We start from the raw sequence: 17,036 nt of genomic DNA, 5'->3' as shown, positions 1-17,036 counted from the left end.
CATCCATGCCGGGTTGCCCACTGCGCAGAACCTCCACTCGGCCTCTCGAGGGGGCGGTGCGTCAAGATCAAAAGCTGAAGGCGAGCTAACGCTCGGCCTGATGAGTGGTGAGAATCAAAAGCGGTACGCAGACCCACTGTAGGAGCGAGCTTGCTCGCGATGATCTATCAGCTACATTGATATCGACTGACACAGCCCCTGTGGGAGCGAGCCTGCTCGCGAAGCTGTTGATCTTGCTGCTGCTTTGCTTTGCCTTTAGATCTTTCGCCCATTTTCCAGCGACCGAGCTCGGGGGGCTGATGCTCATTGCATGACATAACGCCCGGGTGCTGGCTCCAGTGCCGGGTACTGGGGGTTTCCGGTTTGCACTACCGAGGGCTGGCGTTCGCCGGCGTGTTCGGCCAGCCAGACGAACCAGTCATTCCACCAGCTGCCGGGGTGTTGCTGGGCATTTTTGAACCAGGTTTCAGGGTCCTTCGTTACCCGGTTGTTGGTCCAGTAGTGACGCTTTTCCTTGGCCGGTGGGTTGATCACCCCGGCGATATGGCCCGAAGCACCCAGCACAAAGCGTTTGGTGCCGCACAGCAGCTCGGTGCTGGCGTAAGCGCTTCTCCAGGGCACGATGTGATCGTCGTGGGTGGCGAGGATGTAGGCGGGGGCTTCGATGGCGCGCAGGTCCAGTTTTACCCCGCAGCAATCCAGCTCGCCGGATTTCAGGTCGTTCTGCAAATAGGTGTGGCGCAAATACCAGCAGTACATCGGCCCCGGAAGGTTGGTGCTGTCGTTGTTCCAGTACAGCAGGTCGAGGGCGGTCGGTTTTTGGCCCTTGAGGTATTTGTCGACGTTGTAGTTCCACCACAAGTCGTTGGGGCGCAGGAGCGAGAAGGTGTTGCCCATGTCTTCGCCCTTGAACAGACCGATGGGGCCATTCAGGCCGCCGATGGTGCGCTCGCGGTAGGCCACCAATTGTTCGTCGACAAAGATGTCGATGGGGCCGGTATCGAGGTAATCGAGGAAGGTGGTGAGCAGGCTCACGCTGGCGATGTCTTTGTCGCCACGGGCAGCCAGCACGGCCAGCGCCGAGCTTAACAGCGTGCCGCCGATGCAGAAACCCACGCAGTTGGGCCGTTGCTCACCGCTGATCTCACGGGTCACTTGCAAGCCTTTGATGATGCCGGTTTCGATCAGGTCATCCCAGGTGGTATTGGCGTGTTCCTGATCGAAGTTGCGCCACGACATCAGAAACACCGGGTGTCCTTGCAGCAGCAGATGGCGAACCATCGAGTTTTCCGGGCGCAGGTCGAGGATGTAGTACTTGTTGATTGACGGCGGAACGATAAACACCGGGCGCCGATACTGGGTTTCGCTTTGCGGGTAGTACTGAATCAGCTGGTAAAGTTCATTCTCGAACACCACTTCGCCGGGGGTGTTGGCCAGATCGACCCCCACTTCGAAGGCGCCGCTGTCGCACTGGCGCATCTTGCCTTCCTGCAGGTCGCTGGCCAGGTGCAACAGGCCTGTGATCAGGCTCCCGCCTTGGGTCTCGACCACGCGCTGCAGTGCATCGGGGTTGCTGGCCAGGAAGTTGCTCGGTGCACCGGCAGCAATGGCCTGTTCAACCAGATACAGCAGGCGCTGACGCGGTTTTTTTTCTTTGATGGGCAACGTGTCCAGCAGTTTCAGCAAAAAACCGGCATTGAGCAGGTAAAACGCCGCGAGGGAGCCGAACATCGGCGCGCTCCAGTTTCCGCTGGCGAAACGTCGATCTTCAAAGGTGAAGGGCTGACCGCTCAACAGGCGCTGGCCAAGCTCGCCCCATTGCATCTGATAGTCGGACTGAAGGCTGTCGAGGGTGCCGCGCGGCAACTCGAACCAGTCGTTGTATTCCTGCCCCGTGAACCACGGATTGGTGCTGACCCAGAGACGTAATTGTTGCACTGCAAAGGAGGCAACGAACGGGACCTGGCCTGACCAGAAGGTGTTGAACGTATGCGCGTTGTTGTCCATGGAACTCCTTGCCCGCATCAGTAAACCGGGCAGAAAAAAACCGCGGCGCCGGACTTCGGCGCCGCGTCAGCAGTCAAGCAAGCAGTCCTGCGTTTCTTCTATCGTTCGATGACCAGGCTGACCCCCTGGCCGCCACCGATGCACAACGTGGCCAGGCCTTTCTTGCCGTCGCGGCGAATCAGCTCGTGCACCAGCGACACCAGAATCCGCGCGCCCGATGCGCCGATCGGATGACCCAAGGCAATCGCGCCACCGTTGACGTTGACTTTGCTGGTGTCCCAGCCCAGTTCCTTGCCGACCGCCAGCGCCTGCGCGGCGAAGGCTTCGTTGGCTTCGATCAGGTCGAGGTCATCCAGGCTCCAGCCGGCTTTTGTCAGGACCAGTCGGGTGGCTGGTACCGGGCCGATGCCCATGATCTTGGGGTCCACACCAGCGCTGGCATATGCCTTGATGCGCGCCAGTACGGGCAAACCGAGTGCCAGCGCCTTGGCTTCGCTGGCCAGTAACAACACGGCGGCGCCATCGTTGAGGGTCGACGAGTTGCCGGCGGTCACGCTGCCGTTTTTCTGGAAGGCAGGCTTGAGGTTGCCGAGTGCCTGGAGTGTGCTGTCCGGGCGCGGTTGTTCGTCGGTGTCGAAGACCAGCGGATCGCCCTTGCGCTGAGGAATCAGGATCGGGGTGATTTGACGCTTGAAGTAACCCGCTTCGATGGCCGCTGCGGCTTTCTGTTGCGAGGTGGCGGCGAAGGCGTCTTGTTCTTCACGACTGATGCTGTATTGGTGGGCGAGATTCTCAGCGGTAATGCCCATGTGGTAGTCGTTGAAGGCGTCCCACAAACCATCCTGAATCACGCTGTCTTGCAGTTGCGCATGACCCAACCGCAGGCCAGTGCGTGCCTTCGGCAGAACGTAAGGGGCCAGGCTCATGTTTTCCTGGCCGCCGGCAATCACCAGTTCGGCATCGCCGCAGCGGATCGCCTGGACCGCTAGCTGCACAGCCTTGAGGCCGGAGCCGCAAACCTTGTTCAGGGTCAGGGCAGGGGTGGTAACGGGTAGGCCGGCCTTGATTGCGGTCTGGCGTGCCGGGTTTTGTCCAGACCCTGCGGTTAGCACCTGGCCGAGGATCACTTCATCGATCTGGCTCGGTTCGACACCGCTCTGTTCCAGCAGGCTGCGAATCACCGCAGCCCCCAGTTCGGTGGCGGGAATCGCCGACAAGGCACCCTGAAAACTGCCAATGGCGGTACGCGTAGCGGCAACGATTACGACTTCGTTCATGCATGACCTCATTAAATTTGTCTCGAACGGGAGCGGGGCGTCCAAGCCCCGACAGGCCTATTGCATGTTCATGCCGCCGTTGACCGAGAAGTCGGCGCCGGTGCTGTAGCCCGATTCATCGCAAGCCAGCCACGCCACAATGGAAGCGATTTCTTCGGGTTGGCCGAGACGCCCGACCGGAGTGGCCGCGATCATGGCGTCGAGAATGTCCGGGCGGATGGCCGCGGTCATGCTGGTCTGGATGTAGCCTGGGGATACGGTATTGACGGTCACGCCCTTGCCGGACACTTCCCGGGCCAGGGCCATGGTGAAACCATGGATTCCGGCTTTGGCGGCGCTGTAGTTGGTCTGGCCGAACTGACCGCGCTGACCGTTGATCGAGGAGATATTGATAACCCGTCCCCAGCCCTTGGCCAACATGCCTTCAATCACCTGTTTGGTGGTGTTGAACAGGCCGGTCAGGTTGGTGCCGATTACGGCGTTCCAGTCTTCTGGGGTGAGTTTGCGGAAGGAGGCATCGCGAGTGATGCCGGCATTGTTGACCAGTACATCGATCGGGCCGAATTGTTCACGTGCCATCTCGAAAGCTTTGCGGGTCGATTCCCAATCGGTGATGTCGCCGTAGATGCATTCGAACTGATAACCCGCCGCCAGCTGTGCGGCAATCCAGTCGTTCTTGCGGGCGGAATCAGAGCTGCAGCCCACGATGACTTTGAATCCTTCTTTGTACAGGCGTTGGCTTATCGCAGTGCCAATCCCACCCATACCACCCGTTACCAACGCAATACGACCAAGTGACTTCATACACTCTCTTCCCTTTTTTATATTGCGCTGCAAGATGGGAGGATTGTTCGGTATTGGCGGGATGTGCGGAAGTGTTGAGAGGTGACTGTCTGGTGTCCAACGGTGCCATGCCCGGAATGAAATAGAACTGTTCGATACTTTTGTCGTCGCGTAGCAGCTGCCGAGCTCCGCGAGGCTGCGTTCGGCGGCGAAGCCGTCGTGAAATCGGTCACCTCGGTGTGTCAGAACAACCTCGCATGCAGGGTTTACGACGGCTGCGCCGCCGAACGCAGCCTCGCGGAGCTCGGCAGCTGCTACAAGTGCAGATGTGGCAAAAAAGCGTGAGTACCTATACTCAGATCAATTCTTCAAATTAAACCTGCGGGTACTATTTGCTGTAACGTAGATCAGTCATGGCTCCGGACAGGATGTTCGGTTCCACGGGTCATTGAGGACGCCATGTATAGAATGAGTTCAGGCTATGCCAGCGTGCTGGTAAATACGCTCTCGGCTCAAGGACTGGATGTTGCCAGTCTGTGTCGGGAGGCTGGGCTAGACATTGATCTCGCGAACAAACCAGGAGCATTTTGCGAGCGAAGGGCGATCTATCGACTATGGAATCTGGCCGCTCAGGCCTCGGGCGATCCGGACATCGGCTTGAAGGCTTCTGGAAGTTTCCACCCCGGCAGCTTTCAGATTGTCGGCTACACCATGATGTCCAGCCTGAATCTTAAAAAAGCCCTTGAACGCCTGGTCCGTTTCAGTCCGTTGATTGGCACTGGCTTCAGCCTTTTCTTTACATCGGAACAGCAGAATTACCGGCTGTCCGGGCTCGATCATCAACAAAAAGGTTCGGTCAAACCTCGCCAATACACCGATGCAGGGCTGGCTTCATTGCTGGGTTTCTGCCGTAAGCTGGTGGGAGGCAACTCACCGCAACCCTTGAGCGTCGGATTCACCTATCCCGAACCTGAAGACACCTCCGAGCATCGACGGTTGTTTGACTGTGCGCTGCATTTCGACGCGGCGTACGACAGCATTGTGTTTGACGAGCAGGAGCTGCTGCGTCCGTTGAGCATGGCCAACGAAGCGTTGGCGGTCATGCATGACAGTTTTGCCGAGGCCCAATTGGATCTGCTGTTTGGTTTCTGCATTGTCGGCCGTGTTCGCGCGCTGATAACCGAGCGCTTGAGCCAGGGCCAGGGGCAATGCGACATGGAGTCGATTGCCGCGGCGTTGAACATCAGCAAGCGAACGTTGCAGCGCGCCCTGGAAAAGGAAGGAACGCAATTCAAGGACGTGCAGAACGCGGTGCGTCGGCAGTTGGCCGATTTCTATTTGCGCCATTCTCACTTCAATATGAAGCATGTTGCCTATCTCCTAGGCTTTCATGACCACAGCAGCTTTAACAAGGCTTGCAGTCGCTGGTTTGGCATGACACCTGGTCAGTATCGGGCCGATGAGTCGTTCGGCATCGAGGTTGCCGCGTCGGTCTGACGCGGTTCTCGTCAACGATTCAGAGTGGCTTCTTTGCACCTTTCTTGTGTTTGGCCGATTTGTTCAGCGGTCTCGCAACCTTGGCCCGTGGTTCAGGGCGTGGCGCCGGAAGGTCTTCTTCGATGGCTGCAGTGGCTGTCAGCACTGGCGGCAGCGGGTTGTCGTGCAGACGCTCGATCAACGCTTTGTCGTGCTGCTCGGCATGGGCCTGAAGATTTCGCCCGGATGGATTGCCGTTCAGGCTATTAAGCGCGCCGTACACGCCGTAAAAGCACATCTCCTGCGCGGCATCGCGCAGATCACGATAACCGTTCAAGGCATCCTGCATCTGATTGGAAAACAGTGCCTGCCAGGCCAGTAACGGGTTATCCGGGCTGGCGTGATGACGATCCTTACTCACTTGCGCGGCGCTTCCTGCCAACCACCACATCGCAGGGTTCAAGCTACTCCACATCACTTGCTGTTGATGGAAGGGGTGCGCCCTGCGCATGAGTTCGGCGCTGGGTTCGTTGATCAACTGACGCAGCCATGGACGTATGAACCCGTCATACAGGCTGTTGTTGATCGCTGAGGCGCGTTCGACCAGCGCGAATTCACGATCGTCATCGCGCGCAGGCTGGACATCGCCATGGATGTCGGCGATCAGGCGGGGTTCAAACCTGACGTCATACCGCGCATCGGCGCTGCCTGATGCGTCCGGCAGATCATCGATGAGCATTTCATACAGCCCGGCGGGCAGGGCGTTGATCGCGTCGACCGCACCGAGCAATTCGCGGTGCTCACGCCGGGCCACTTCGCCCGAAACGAAGATGCCCAAATGGCCGATGGTGGCATGGCGCAAGTAAACGATGGTGCGTCCGGCACTTTGCAAGGCGAGATCGCTGGGGTACACGTCGGTAATCCAGTCCAGCGCTTGTTGCGGGGAGGTGATGTTGTCACCGTACGAGCAGAACACCACCACCGGGACTTCAATCAGCTTGAGGTCAAGCCCGCTGCTTTTGCGCCCGAGTCCGCCGGACAGCTGATTGCCGATGAACAAGTCGTCGACAATCATCTCGATTTCCTCGCCATTGAGCAGGGTCGGGCTGCCCCACCAGCGCTCGAAATCGAGAAACCGCGCAGCTTCGCTGTCGACTTCACTGAACAGATGGTAGTACTTGCCCCACCAGGTGTTGGCCGGGTCCAGGCTCTCGAAATTGCTGACCAGCCAGGTCCCGTCGAATCGATTATTGCCCAGGTCGCTACCCAGGCGCGCCATCCAGCCACCGCCCAGCAAACCACCGGTGTAGCGCATCGGGTTGCGGCCATTGACGCCGGCCCAGTACGACAATGGCGCACCGTTGATGATGATCAGCCCTGGCAGTTCTGGCCGGGTGGCCGCCAACCCCATCAACGCCCAGCCCGCCTGGCAATTGCCGATTACCACCGGTTTGGCGCTGTCTGGATGCCGCTCGCTGACGACCTCAATGAACCGGGCTTGAGCGTCAACGATGTCCGCCAGGGTTTGCCCAGGGCGTGGCGAATGGCTGAACGAAACAAAGTAGGTGGGATGGCCGGCTCGCAGGCTTTCGCCGATGACCGAGTCCTGCTTGAAGCCGCCGATCCCCGAGCCGTGGCCGCCACGGGGATCGATGATGATCACGGGCTGTTTTTCGGCATCGATCTGTTGCCCGGGCCCCGGGAGGATCTGTAACAACGAGTAATTGACCGGACGGGGCAGGTCTTCACCGGCGACCAGCCGCTCATGATTGAACTTCAGTAGCAGCGGATACCCGGCTTGCTCGTGGGCCAGCGTGTTGTCACCGCGCTGACGCAGAGTGTCCCAGAACAGCACGCTGCGTTGGCCGAGATCCGTGAAGTATTCCTGCCAGTCAGCGGACGTTGGTTGTCTGAGCTGCCCAAGGCTTAACGGTGCGAAGGTTTTTGCCTGGCGCTTTTGCACGGCGTCGAGGAGGTTGCGGGTATTGAGTTGCTGCAGATGATTGAGGTGGTCGAACAAGCCAGCGGGTGTGGAAACCCTTTCATCGTGCGCTGCAATATTTCCTTCCTGACCCATCGTGATCTCCTGACGCCGTACATGAGGAGCGGTCCGTTTCATCCCTTTAATTCAATAAGGTAAGGCGGGCCGTTCGATTTTCAGGAGTTTATCGTTAATAGAGGCCGGACAGACAAGCTTTATTTTGCACTGCACAAAAATAGACGTTGCCAAATAATTTTGTGCGCTGCAATATCAAGGCTAGCGCGATGACTGGCCGGATCGCTGTCGCGTCCTCAGGCCCCTCTGGGCCTTCCAGTACCAGGAGATTCAAGCATGTCTTTTTTCAACTCGGAAAAACTGCAAGCCGCTCAGAAAGCCAACCTCGATCTTTTGCAGCAAATCAGCGGCAAAGTCTTCGCCAGTGTTGAACAGCTCAGCCAGTTGCAGTTCAAGGCACTGCGTGATTCCACCGAAGAGCACTTTGACGGTGTCCGCAAGCTGCTGGCTGTGCGTGATCCACAAGGGTTCGCTGAGCTGCAGGCTTCTTTCACCCAGCCGAGCGCGCAGAGCGAACGTCTGGCCGAGTTCAATCGTCAGGTTCAAGCGCTGATCGTCGGGACGCAGTCGGACATCGCCAAACTGACGTCGAGTCAGGTCGAGGCGGGCACCCAGCAGGTGCAAGAGTTCGTTGAAGCGATCAGCAAGAATGCACCGGCCGGCTCCGAGCCTGTCGTGGCCGCGTTCAAGTCGGGCCTGGCGAATGCCGGTACGGTGTTTGAAAGCGCACAGAAAGCAGTGAAACAGGCTGCCGATGTGGCCCAGAGTGGTTTCGAGAGCGCGACTGCCGCCGCCGCAAAAGCGGCTCCGGAAGCAAGCGCCAAGGCCACCAGCGGTAACAAGTAAGTCAAATCAGTTCGGCAACACCGATGGCGATGGGATTATTCCCCATCGCCATTTTTTTTCTTTGCGCCATCCGCGTCAGGCTTGCCGCCAAACATGCCGAACAGGTTCTGGGTGTTCAGATAGAGCGCCTTGGACTGGTCGACGTACTGGCGCATCAAATCCTGCATCACCGGCGCTTGCTGGTGCATGAACGTGCTCCAGGCCTCGGATGACTGTGCACCCGTCTGGGATTGAACATCGATGACGGTCTGAATGCTCTTGTCCAGGTAGCTGCCCAGTACACCCTGATAGGGGCCGTAGAACTGGATGATCCCCATCAGCATCTCGCTGGTGAAGATGGGCTCACCGCCGCTTTCAGCCTCCAGAATGACTTGCAGCAAGATGCTGCGAGTCAGATCCTCGCCACTTTTGGCATCGACCACCTGAAACGCGATTTTATCGACGACCAATTGGCGTATGTCCGCCAGGGTCAAATGGCTGCTGGTGTGAGTGTCATACAGCCGGCGATTGGGGTATTTCTTGATCAGGCGGGGAGTGTTCCGACTGTTATCTGTCATGCGGGGCGTCTCGTGGCGAGCCTGGTTTGCAGGCATCTTATCCTACTCTCATCTTTGGTGCCCTTGAGGGCGCCTTCGCGAGCAGGCTCGCTCCCACCGTTGACCGAGTCCCCCTTTGTGAAGCCTGAACTGACTCACCAGATCGGTTAGAACTGTTCGGCACTCAAGCCATACAACGAGCCACTGCCGGCGCGAATGGATTGCTCCAGACTCAAAATGCGCGGCAGCAGGCGGTGGATGTAGAAGTCGGCGGTGGCGATCTTCGCGCCGTAAAACTCAGGGTCGTCGCTGTGTTTTTTTTGCGCGACCTGGGCCATGCGCGCCCAAAGCCAGGCGTAGGCGACGTAACCAAACAGATGCAAATACTCCACCGAGGCAGCGCCGACTTCATTGCGATTGGTGGTGGCCCGCTCCTGCAACCAGTCGCTCAGGTCCTCCAGGCGTTGCACCGCGTCGAACAGCTGAGCGCTGTAGGGCGCGTCAGGCTGATGAGCGAAATGGCGGATTTCAGCGGTGAACTGACGCAGGGCGACGCCATTGTCAGCCAGCACTTTGCGCCCGAGCAGATCCAGTGCCTGGATGCCGTTGGTGCCTTCGTAGATCTGCGCGATACGCACGTCACGGACCCGTTGTTCCTGGCCCCATTCGCGGATATAGCCATGGCCACCGAACACTTGCTGGCCGTTGATGCAGCTTTCCAGACCGGTGTCGGTGAAGAAGGCCTTGGCAACAGGTGTCAGCAGGGCGACCAGGGTCTGGGCAGTGTCGCGCTCCTGGTCGTCAGCTGAAAACTTCGCCAGATCGAGTTGCTGGCCGACATAACTGGCGAACGCGCGGCCGCCTTCGGTCATCGCCTTCATGCTCAACAGCATGCGTCGCACATCGGGGTGGACGATGATCGGATCGGCCACTTTATCGGGCGCGATGGCACCGGTTGGTGCGCGGCTTTGAACGCGTTCGCGTGCATAGCGCACAGCGCTCTGATAAGACGCCTCGGCACAACCGATGCCCTGAATGCCGATGGACAGGCGTTCGTAGTTCATCATGGTGAACATCGCCGCCAGGCCTTTATTGGCTTCGCCGACCAGCCAACCGCTGGCGCCGTCGAAATTCATGACGCAAGTGGCCGAAGCCTTGATGCCCATTTTGTGTTCGATCGAACCGCAACTCACGGCGTTGGCATGACCGAGGGAACCGTCGGCATTGACCAGCACTTTGGGGACCACAAACAGCGAGATGCCTTTGGGGCCGGCAGGCGCGTCCGGCAGTTTGGCCAGCACCAGATGGATGATGTTTTCAGTCAGGTCCTGATCGCCACCGGTGATAAAGATCTTGCTGCCGGTGAGGCTGTAGCTGCCATCGACCTGAGGTTCGGCGCGGGTGCGGATAATTCCCAGGTCAGTGCCGGCATGGGCTTCGGTCAGGCACATGGAACCGGCCCAGCGGCCTTCATACATTGGCGGCAGGTACAGGTTTTTAAGGGGCTCACTGGCGTGGGCATCCAGCGCCAGGCAGGCCCCGGAGCTCAGTGCCGAATACAGCGCAAAGCTCGAGTTGGCGCCGTAGAGCATTTCTTCAAACTGCACGGCCAGCATCTTGGGCATGCCCATGCCGCCGAATTCGGTGTTGCCGGACAGGCCCACCCATCCGCCTTCGATGTAGGTGGCATAGGCCTGCTTGAACCCCACGGGGGTTGTGACCTCACCGTAAACCCAATGCGCGCCTTCTTCGTCGCCACTGCGGTTCAACGGCGCGATCAGGTGGCTGGTGACTTTCGCCGCTTCCTCAAGAATCGCGTCGGCGGTATCGGCATCGACGGTGTCGGCCAGGGCCGGCAACCGCGCCCACAAGGCCGGGGCGTCAAATACTTCATGCAGGACAAAGCGCATGTCGCGCAGCGGGGCGTTGAATTGGGGCATGACGTAAACCTCAATGGACGGTTGTGCGATAAACACGGTGCACTTGAGCGGGCCGTGCCATTTCAATCAATGACTGGAAGCGCTGGCGACACCGAGGCTGGCCTGCACGAACCCGAAGCGGCAGGTAAAGCACCAGCCGCCGGGTGGATGAAATTCACGTTCGGGTTAGAGGGCTTTGGCCCTGTCGCGCAGAACGTATTTCTGAATCTTGCCGGTGGACGTTTTCGGCAACAGGGTGAAGATCACGGTGCGTGGGACTTTGAAGCCGGCCAGGTGTTCGCGGCAGAAACTGATGATGTCCGCCTCGCGCACGTCCTGGTGATCGGCTTTCAAGGTGATGAAGGCGCAAGGCGTTTCGCCCCATTTCTCATCGGGACGTGCAACCACTGCCGCCTCCATCACGCCCGGGTGGCGATAGAGCACGCCTTCGAGTTCGATGGTGGAAATGTTCTCGCCGCCGGAGATGATGATGTCTTTGAGTCGGTCCTTGATCTCGACATACCCGTCCGGATGACAGACCGCCAGGTCGCCGGTATGGAACCAGCCGCCGTCGAAGGCTTCAGCGGTGGCGGTCGGGTTTTTCAGGTAGCCCTTCATCACGGTGTTGCCGCGCATGAAGATCTCGCCGATGGTCTGACCGTCACGCGGGGTGGGTTCCAGTGTCGTGGAGTCGCCGACCATTACGCCTTCGAGCGTCGGGTAACGCACGCCCTGACGGGATTTGATCTGTGCCCGCTCATCCAGGGAAAACTCATCCCATTCGGCATGCCAGGCGCATAGCGTCACCGGGCCATAGGTTTCGGTCAGGCCATAGACGTGTGTGACCTTGATGCCCATTTCCTCTACAGCGCCAATCACTTTGGCCGGCGGTGCGGCGCCTGCGACCATGGCGTTGACCGGGTGGTCGATGGCTGCTTTCGCCGATTCCGGCATGTTAACCAGCGCGTTGAGCACGATCGGCGCGCCGCACAGGTGAGTGATCTGGTGTTCACGGATCAGCGTGAGGATTTTCTGCGGATCGACGCGGCGCAGGAACACGTGCACACCGGCCAGCGCCGTGATAGTCCATGGGTAGCACCAGCCGTTGCAATGGAACATCGGCAGCGTCCAGAGGTACACCGGATGGTTGCCGATGGACCAGGTCATCTGGTTGCCCAATGAATTCAGGTAAGCGCCGCGATGGTGGTAGACCACGCCTTTCGGGTTGCCGGTGGTGCCGGAGGTGTAGTTCAGCGAGATGGCTTGCCATTCGTTTTCCGGCCAATGCCAGGCGAAGTCCGGGTCGCCTTCAGCGAGCAACGCTTCATAGTCCAGGTCGCTGACGGCCTGACCTTCGCCGTACTCTGGGTCGTTGACGTCGATGACCAGCGGCGGATGATCCAGCATGCCGATCGCAGCGTGAATCACGCTATGGAACTCACGGTCGGTGATCAGCACCCTGGCCTCGCCATGCTGCAGCATGAAGGCAATGGCTTCGGCATCCAGGCGCACGTTGAGCGGGTTGAGCACGGCGCCAATCATCGGCACGCCGAAATGCACTTCAAGCATCTCTGGAATATTGGGCAGCATCACCGCCACGGTGTCGTTCTGGCCGATGCCGCGACCGGCCAACGCCGAGGCCAGGCGGCGGCAACGGGTGTAGGTCTGCGCCCACGTGCGGCGAATCGAGCCGTGGATGACGGCGGGGTAGTTCGGGTAAACGCTGGCGGTACGCTCGATGAAGCTGAGCGGAGACAAGGCAATGTGATTGACAGCCGTAGGGCCTAGCCCTTGTTCATAGATCGACATGACGGGTACTCGGTGGCTGATTGTTAGCTCTATCGGTGGCCTTTCAGCTTAGCCGCTGAGGTCACCTTTTATGTCCGGTGTGCTTTATATAACAGCTGCCAATGGATATGGAAGTACAACCTATATCGTATAGAATAACTACTATATTTGATTCTTTCTGATCTAAATGACTACAGTCATATTGCTAAGGTCGGTATATCCTTATCTTCCCTGACGAAGCGGACCTGTGATGACCCTGACTCCCGTTCGATTGCACAGTTGGTTGCGCCTGCAGCGCGAGGGTATGCCGCTGGCTGCTCGGGCCGATGCCTTGTGCCGTGCGTTGCAGGAGTGTCCCGAGGTGCGCCGGGCGGTTTATCTGAGCTGGCAACCCCAAGCGCGGATTTACAGCCATGAAGGCTCCGCCCAGCACTTCCCACCCGGCCAGGGTGAGCCGACGCTGGCCAGTGATCAGTTGCTGTTCGATGGATTGGTTGAGGCCGGGCGGCTGGACCTGGCGAAAGTCCGTCAACTCGATTGCTGGCTGTCGGGTCGGTTGCGCCGGGCCGCGATCAGCCATGGCCAGGTGTTTAATCTGGCGTTACAGCCAGGGCAGGCAGGGTTGTTGCTGGTAGAAGTGTGCGAGGGCGTAAGTTTCGATTGGTTGGGTTGGGTGCAGGACTTGCTGACCACCTTGCTGAGTAGCGTCAATGGCATGCTGCGCGGCTCACCGCTGTTGGGGCACGATCCGCAACCGAGCCTGTTACTCGATGCACAGGGCCGACCGCTGGAGTTCAACGCGGCGCTGCTGGCATTGCTCGCTGAAAAACCGCTGACTGAAGTGCTGGGCTTTCTACCGGTGAATCACCGGGTGCTGGTGCGCGCGTGCCTGGACCAGCAACGCGCCATCGAAGGCGTCGAGGCTCAATTCGAAACGCGGATCCTGATCTGGACGTTTATTCCCGATCCCCAGGACAACCGCGTGCTCGCGCGCTGCCGCGATGCCACGGTACAAGTGCTGGCCGAGCGTGAAGCGGCCACGGCACGACGGCTGTATCGGCTGATCATCGAGAACACCACCGACCTGATTTCCCGGCATACACCGGACGGGCGCTTTCTTGATGCGTCACCCGCGTCCTGGACGTTGCTCGGCTATTGGCCCGAAGAACTGCGCGGCAAAATGGCCCAGGGTTTGTTCCATGGCCAGGACCTCGCCATCCTGGTGCAGCGCGCGCGGGACGCGTTGGAGCAGGACGGCTATCACACCATGACGTATCGCATCCGTCATCGTGCCGGGCATTACCTGTGGTTCGAAACCGCCAGCCGGGCGATCCGCGAAACCTATACTGGCGCGGTCGTCGAAGTGGTCAGCGTCTCCCGGGACATCACCGCCCGTGTGCAGGCCGAAGAGAACAAGCGTCGCCTGGCTGAAGTGGTCGAGGCCAATACCGACCCGGTGTTGTTCATCGACCCCGAGGGGCAGGTCACTTACCTTAACCCGGCGGCGCGGCGCATCCTCGGGATCGACGAGCAACAACCGATGCCGGAACTGGCCGAGTTATTCGCCAGCGCCGACCTGACACGTTTGCAACGGGACGGCTGGAGCAGCGCCGAACGTGAGGGTGTCTGGAGCACCGATGCACGCTTGCAACCACCGGGTGGTGGCACGTCCGTGCCGGTGTCGCTGGTGTTGCTGGCGCACCGTTCGGCGGGTGGTGAGCGCTATTACTCGCTGGTGGCGCGGGACATGACCGAGCGTGAACTGCGCGAAGTGCAGCAGCGCCGCCATCAGGACGAACTGGCGCACACCGCGCGATTGGTCACGTTGGGTGAACTCGCCTCAGGCATCGCCCACGAAATCAACCAGCCGTTGGCGGCCGTGGTCAATTATGCCAATGCCAGCCAGCGTTACTTACAGACACTCGACTCCAATCCTCAAGCGGCCGAACGCGTGGCGCAAGGACTGCAACGCATCACCCATCACGCCACCCATGCCTCGGAAGTGATCAAGCGGTTGCGGGCGTTTCTGCGCAAGGGGCAGCGGCGCATGCAGGCCCTGAATTTTACCGACGTCGCCCGCGAGGCGGTGCGTTTATGTGCCTGGGAAGCGAGCAATTGCCAAGTGACAATCGAGGATCGACTGCCGGATAATCTGCCGCCCGTTTATGCCGACCGGGTGTTGCTGGAGCAGGTGCTGCTCAATCTGCTGCGCAATGCCATCGATGCCAATCGCGAACAACATCCGGGGCTGCCTTCGCTGATTGTGATGGCGGCGGAGCAGGGCGGTGGCGCAACGGTGGAAATCAGTGTGCAAGACCAGGGGCCGGGCGTCAGCGAGTCCGAACTGGAGCAGATATTTACCCCGTTCTATACCAGCAAGGCCGACGGCCTGGGGCTTGGCTTGTCCATGAGTCGCAGCATCATCGAAGGGTTCGGTGGCGAATTGCAGGCCCGGCGTCAGTCTGTCGGGCTGCTGATGGGTTGCCGCTTGCCGCTCGCCGGCCCACCAAAACAACAACAGGAATAATGCAATGGCAGGTGTGACGGAGCACGTGGTGTACGTGGTCGACGATGACCAGGGAATGCTCGATTCAACGGTTTGGCTGCTGGAGTCGGTCGGGCTCAAGGCGTTGCCGTTTACCAGTGGCGTCGAGTTTCTCAATGCCTGTGATGCCACGCTCGATGCCTGTGTGCTGCTGGATGTGCGCATGCCGGGCATGGGGGGGTTGAACGTCCAGGAAGAAATGCGTGTGCGTGAGTTGAACCTGCCGATTATCTTCGTCAGCGGGCACGCGGACGTGCCGATTGTGGTGCGCGCCTTCAAGGCCGGTGCCCATGACTTCATCGAGAAACCCTATAACGAGCAGTTGCTGCTGGACAGCGTGCAGCAGGCACTCAGCAACTGCGCGAGCAACCGCTCCGGTAACCAGGGCCACGACGCCTTGCAGGCGCGTCTGCTCACACTGACACCACGGGAGCGCGATGTGTTGCTGCCGCTGGTGCAGGGTTACACCACCCGCGAAATCGCCGAGCAACTGGGCGTGAGTGCAAAAACCGTCGACCTGTACCGCTCGCGCGTGATGAAGCGCATGCAGGCCAATACGTTGCCGGACCTGGTGGGCATGGCCATCGCGGCTGAAATGGTCGATCCGCTAAAGCTGCGTTGAACCGTCACGCTGCGTATTTGGCGTCTATGCTGGGCAAACCGATCCCAAACCTTTGCAGCGACCTGCAAGGAGGCAGCATGGTGCCCTCGTCTACGCCTGAAAAATCCTTCTCCCGAGACCTGCTCAATGTCCTTATTCGCGCCGGGCTGATTGTCGTTCTGGTGCTGTTCTGCTTCGAGATATTCCGTCCGTTCCGTGACTTGATGCTGTGGTCGGTGATCCTTGCGATCACCCTTTATCCCCTGCAAAAGCAGCTCATGGGCCCGCTGGGCCACAAAGAAGGGCGTATTGCCACACTGATTGTGTTGATCTCCATCATTATTCTCATGGTGCCGATCTACCTGTTGGGGACCTCGATCGCAGACTCGGTCCAGAATACGATGAGCACGGTCAAGGCAGGCGATTTTCAAATTGCTCCACCGCCCGATTCAATCGCCGGCTTGCCGTTGGTGGGTAAGCGTCTGTCCGGTATTTGGCTGCAAGCCTCAAATGATCTGCCGGGGCTGACACAGAAGTACTTACCGCAAATAAAAGACGTCAGCCTGACCCTGCTAAGCAAGATTGCCGGTGTCGGCATGGGGTTTCTCACCTTTATCTTTGCCTTGATAATTGCCGGCATCTTCATGGCCTATGGTGAAGCGGGTAGCCGCAGCGCTGTGCAGATCGCCTCGCGCGTCAGCGGTCCGGACAAAGGGCCGACAATCGCCGCACTGTGCACGGCAACAATCCGGGCGGTCGCGTTGGGCGTGGTGGGCATCGCCTTCATTCAGATGCTGCTGGTGGGTGTCGGGTTCGTGATCAAGGGGGTGCCGGGGGCCGGTTTGCTGGCGTTGGGGGTGTTGTTGCTCGGCATCTTGCAGCTGCCGGCGACGCTGATTACGGTGCCCGTGATTGCGTTTGTGTTTGCCACTGAAGGGGCCAGCACGGCGACCATCATCTTTGCCATCTACGTGTTCGTCGCCGGGCTGGTCGATAACGTACTCAAGCCGTTGCTGTTGGGGCGCGGAGTCGATGTGCCGATGCCGGTGGTGCTGATCGGCGCCTTGGGCGGCATGGTCACGGGTGGGATCATCGGGCTATTCATCGGGCCGGTGGTGCTTGCGGTCGGCTATCAGTTGTTCTGGCAATGGGTGGACGACACCCCGTAAGCCGCTGGGCACCTGACTCAATCTTCCAGGCAG

Annotated in this window: 12 protein-coding genes; 5 read left to right on the top strand and 7 right to left on the bottom strand. The window is 59.5% G+C overall.

Annotated elements, in window-relative coordinates:
* Positions 1-303 precede the first annotated feature (303 nt).
* From phaC to phbB, 3 genes are all read right to left on the bottom strand, one after another.
* Positions 304-2,007: a class I poly(R)-hydroxyalkanoic acid synthase gene (gene phaC / locus AC1MDT_RS08285; protein WP_480421558.1), complete on the bottom strand. Its 1,704-nt coding sequence runs from the start codon at positions 2,005-2,007 to the stop codon at positions 304-306.
* Positions 2,008-2,105: 98 nt separating this feature from the next.
* Positions 2,106-3,284 (bottom strand): acetyl-CoA C-acetyltransferase, encoded by a 1,179-nt coding sequence (locus AC1MDT_RS08280; RefSeq protein ID WP_480421557.1) that lies wholly within the window; start codon positions 3,282-3,284, stop codon positions 2,106-2,108.
* A 57-nt stretch (positions 3,285-3,341) separates the two neighbouring features.
* Positions 3,342-4,088, bottom strand: a complete 747-nt coding sequence (gene phbB / locus AC1MDT_RS08275) for an acetoacetyl-CoA reductase (protein WP_480421556.1) — start codon at positions 4,086-4,088, stop codon at positions 3,342-3,344.
* A gap of 438 nt (positions 4,089-4,526) precedes the next feature.
* On the opposite strand from phbB, the gene AC1MDT_RS08270 reads away from it, so the two are divergent.
* The gene (locus tag AC1MDT_RS08270) at positions 4,527-5,564 is read left to right on the top strand and encodes an AraC family transcriptional regulator (RefSeq protein WP_480421555.1); all 1,038 of its coding nucleotides are present in this window, start codon (positions 4,527-4,529) and stop codon (positions 5,562-5,564) included.
* A gap of 19 nt (positions 5,565-5,583) precedes the next feature.
* Here AC1MDT_RS08270 and AC1MDT_RS08265 read toward each other — a convergent pair whose 3' ends face one another.
* Positions 5,584-7,620 carry a DUF3141 domain-containing protein gene (locus tag AC1MDT_RS08265; protein WP_480421554.1) on the bottom strand — a complete coding sequence of 679 codons (2,037 nt, stop codon included), beginning with the start codon at positions 7,618-7,620 and terminating at the stop codon, positions 5,584-5,586.
* 255 nt (positions 7,621-7,875) lie between these two features.
* Here AC1MDT_RS08265 and phaP point away from each other — a divergent pair, with 255 nt between their 5' ends.
* Positions 7,876-8,445, top strand: coding sequence for a TIGR01841 family phasin (gene phaP, locus AC1MDT_RS08260; RefSeq protein WP_480421553.1), 570 nt, complete (start codon positions 7,876-7,878; stop codon positions 8,443-8,445).
* Between the two features lie 35 nt (positions 8,446-8,480).
* Here phaP and phaR read toward each other — a convergent pair whose 3' ends face one another.
* The 3 genes from phaR to AC1MDT_RS08245 all read right to left on the bottom strand — a co-directional run bounded on the left by phaR (position 8,481) and on the right by AC1MDT_RS08245 (position 12,709).
* The gene (phaR, locus tag AC1MDT_RS08255; protein ID WP_480421552.1) at positions 8,481-9,002 is read right to left on the bottom strand and encodes a polyhydroxyalkanoate synthesis repressor PhaR; all 522 of its coding nucleotides are present in this window, start codon (positions 9,000-9,002) and stop codon (positions 8,481-8,483) included.
* Between the two features lie 146 nt (positions 9,003-9,148).
* Positions 9,149-10,921 carry an acyl-CoA dehydrogenase C-terminal domain-containing protein gene (locus AC1MDT_RS08250; protein WP_480421551.1) on the bottom strand — a complete coding sequence of 591 codons (1,773 nt, stop codon included), beginning with the start codon at positions 10,919-10,921 and terminating at the stop codon, positions 9,149-9,151.
* A 165-nt stretch (positions 10,922-11,086) separates the two neighbouring features.
* Positions 11,087-12,709: an acyl-CoA synthetase gene (locus AC1MDT_RS08245; protein ID WP_480421550.1), complete on the bottom strand. Its 1,623-nt coding sequence runs from the start codon at positions 12,707-12,709 to the stop codon at positions 11,087-11,089.
* Positions 12,710-12,938: 229 nt separating this feature from the next.
* On the opposite strand from AC1MDT_RS08245, the gene AC1MDT_RS08240 reads away from it, so the two are divergent.
* From AC1MDT_RS08240 to AC1MDT_RS08230, 3 genes are all read left to right on the top strand, one after another.
* On the top strand, positions 12,939-15,215 hold the full coding sequence (locus AC1MDT_RS08240; RefSeq protein ID WP_480421549.1) for a PAS domain-containing sensor histidine kinase: 2,277 nt from the start codon (positions 12,939-12,941) through the stop codon (positions 15,213-15,215).
* 4 nt (positions 15,216-15,219) lie between these two features.
* On the top strand, positions 15,220-15,855 hold the full coding sequence (locus AC1MDT_RS08235; protein WP_480421548.1) for a response regulator transcription factor: 636 nt from the start codon (positions 15,220-15,222) through the stop codon (positions 15,853-15,855).
* Between the two features lie 77 nt (positions 15,856-15,932).
* Complete coding sequence (locus AC1MDT_RS08230) at positions 15,933-17,003, top strand: AI-2E family transporter (RefSeq protein ID WP_480421547.1); 1,071 nt, start codon at positions 15,933-15,935, stop codon at positions 17,001-17,003.
* Positions 17,004-17,036: the final 33 nt, after the last annotated feature.

It is taken from the genome of Pseudomonas sp. ASL7 (assembly GCF_056680375.1).
The sequence above is the reverse complement of the archived record's forward strand: the minus strand, read 5'-3'. Positions and strand labels throughout refer to the sequence as shown.

Excerpts from the sequence above, each read along its gene's own strand:
- phaC (WP_480421558.1), bottom strand. The coding sequence starts at position 2,007 with ATGGACAACAACGCGCATACGTTCAACACCTTCTGGTCAGGCCAGGTC.
- AC1MDT_RS08280 (WP_480421557.1), bottom strand. The coding sequence starts at position 3,284 with ATGAACGAAGTCGTAATCGTTGCCGCTACGCGTACCGCCATTGGCAGT.
- phbB (WP_480421556.1), bottom strand. The coding sequence starts at position 4,088 with ATGAAGTCACTTGGTCGTATTGCGTTGGTAACGGGTGGTATGGGTGGG.
- AC1MDT_RS08270 (WP_480421555.1), top strand. The coding sequence starts at position 4,527 with ATGTATAGAATGAGTTCAGGCTATGCCAGCGTGCTGGTAAATACGCTC.
- AC1MDT_RS08265 (WP_480421554.1), bottom strand. The coding sequence starts at position 7,620 with ATGGGTCAGGAAGGAAATATTGCAGCGCACGATGAAAGGGTTTCCACA.
- phaP (WP_480421553.1), top strand. The coding sequence starts at position 7,876 with ATGTCTTTTTTCAACTCGGAAAAACTGCAAGCCGCTCAGAAAGCCAAC.
- phaR (WP_480421552.1), bottom strand. The coding sequence starts at position 9,002 with ATGACAGATAACAGTCGGAACACTCCCCGCCTGATCAAGAAATACCCC.
- AC1MDT_RS08250 (WP_480421551.1), bottom strand. The coding sequence starts at position 10,921 with ATGCCCCAATTCAACGCCCCGCTGCGCGACATGCGCTTTGTCCTGCAT.
- AC1MDT_RS08245 (WP_480421550.1), bottom strand. The coding sequence starts at position 12,709 with ATGTCGATCTATGAACAAGGGCTAGGCCCTACGGCTGTCAATCACATT.
- AC1MDT_RS08240 (WP_480421549.1), top strand. The coding sequence starts at position 12,939 with ATGACCCTGACTCCCGTTCGATTGCACAGTTGGTTGCGCCTGCAGCGC.
- AC1MDT_RS08235 (WP_480421548.1), top strand. The coding sequence starts at position 15,220 with ATGGCAGGTGTGACGGAGCACGTGGTGTACGTGGTCGACGATGACCAG.
- AC1MDT_RS08230 (WP_480421547.1), top strand. The coding sequence starts at position 15,933 with ATGGTGCCCTCGTCTACGCCTGAAAAATCCTTCTCCCGAGACCTGCTC.